The organism is Vibrio sp. Vb0598 (assembly GCF_033338935.1).
Classification (GTDB): domain Bacteria; phylum Pseudomonadota; class Gammaproteobacteria; order Enterobacterales; family Vibrionaceae; genus Vibrio; species Vibrio alginolyticus.
In genome coordinates this window covers 1-1,908 of the sequence record NZ_JAWOTP010000066.1, presented here as the reverse complement: position 1 = coordinate 1,908, position 1,908 = coordinate 1, and the positions used below count along the sequence as shown (strand labels likewise).

General features: G+C 42.6%; 2 protein-coding genes. Both read left to right on the top strand.

Annotated features, from left to right (window positions below; all coding sequences use genetic code 11):
• Positions 1 to 347, top strand: a 347-nt coding sequence (locus tag R7Q38_RS22910; RefSeq protein WP_318114403.1) for an OmpA family protein, incomplete at its 5' end; no start/stop codon positions are given.
• A gap of 15 nt (positions 348 to 362) precedes the next feature.
• The coding region (gene tssM / locus R7Q38_RS22905) for a type VI secretion system membrane subunit TssM (RefSeq protein WP_318114402.1) at positions 363 to 1,908 on the top strand (1,546 nt) is incomplete at its 3' end.

Below are 1,908 nucleotides of genomic sequence, written 5' to 3'. Positions count from 1 at the left end.
CTCTTAAAGCTCAAGACCTATTTGAATCTGGTAGTGCGAGCGTTGTGGCTTACATACAGCCAGTTATTTCTAAAGTTGCACGCACCTTAGAAGCGACACAAGGGAAGATCATAATTACCGGGCATACCGATGACCGTCCGATATTTACCAGCAAGTACCCATCCAATTGGCACTTGTCTTTAGCTCGCGCAACTTCTCTTTCCGAACAGTTAATCTCCAACAGTGCACTTAAAGGAAGAGTGATTCCTGAAGGGTTGGGTGATGCGAGACCTTTGGTAGAAAATGATAGTGAAAAGAACCGAGCAATGAATCGTCGAATTGAAATCGATCTTATTGTGGGCAACTAACGGTTGGGCAAGGAAATGAGTATTAAAGAAATAGGCAGAGTATTTACCCAAAGATGGTTTCTTGGTTTAGTCGGTGTAGCCGCGTGCTCCATTTTTATTTGGGTTGTGGGTCCTCTGATCACGGTTGCAGGTTACGAGCCGCTTAAAAGTGATTTCCAACGTTTAGTTACGATCTTAGTGATTGTTTTTGCTTGGGCGCTTATCAACTTAACAAAGCAGCACAAACAGAAAGTTAGAGAAGACGAAAGTATTCAGACGTTGCTTGAAGTAGACAGCCAATCAGACAAAGAAGCCGCCAGTGAAATTGACGTAATGCGCGATCGTATAGAGCAAGCGATCAAAGTTGTGACAAAAACGCATAAAGGAAAGCGTAGTTTGTACGATTTACCTTGGTACGTTCTGATTGGTCCTCCTGGAACAGGTAAAACCACGGTTCTAAAGCAATCTGGCTTGGAATTTCCGTTAGCTGAGAGCTTAGGGGCTGACTCTATAGCTGGTGTAGGTGGAACACGTCACTGTGATTGGTGGTTTGCTAATAAAGCAGTACTTATTGATACAGCAGGACGTTACACCACGCAAGATAGTCAAGAAAAGGTTGACTCTAAAGCTTGGCACGGTTTCTTAGGGTTGCTTAAGAAATACCGCACTCAAAGGCCTATCAATGGCGCTATCGTAACAGTCAGCCTAGCAAGTGTGATGTCTCAAACTCGTACGGAGCGTAGCTTACATGCCAGATCAATAAAATCTCGCCTTCAGGAACTAAAAAATCAGTTGGGTATGCAATTCCCAATCTATGTTCTGCTGACGAAAATGGATCTGGTTGCTGGCTTTAATGAATTTTTTGCTGATTTAAGTAAAGAAGAGCGTGAGGAACTTTTTGGATTTATGTTCCCACGAGAAGTTGATGACGAACGTGGTGTTATTTCTCTATTCAATAAAGAGTTTCACGGCATGTTGGAGCGGCTCGATGCGCGCATGTTACGTATATTAGAAACTGAAGATGACTTAGAAAAGCGCACGCTAATATTCGAATTTCCAAAACAGCTGCGAGTTTTACAAGCAAACTTAGATGAGTTTTTGTCTGAGATATTTGCGCAGAACACGTTTGAAGAGCCAGCCCTTATTCGCGGTGTTTTCTTGCTTAGCTCTGTACAAGAAGGCATTCCTGTTGATCGACTGATGAGTGAATCAACTAATGGATTGGGACTAGGGAGGTTGCCTTTAGCGACAAACGTTAACAGTTCACATAGCTATTTTGTTAAAAATCTTTTTGAGCGAGTCATCTTTAAAGAGCAATTATTAGGTACCGTTAACCGCCACTATCAAAAGCAATCTGGATGGATGCGTACGGGCATATACGTGGGTTGTGCTGGTGTTCTTGTTGGTGCTTCTGCCCTTTGGTTCCTGAGTTATCAATGGAATTCAAAGTTAATTGTCGATACCAATAACCAAGCAAATCATATTGAAGCGATGATAGGTGCAGAGAGCCTTGATTTTGAATCGGACGTTATCAGTGCTGTAGACACGTTAGACAAGATCATGATGTTGCCACTAGGGAAAA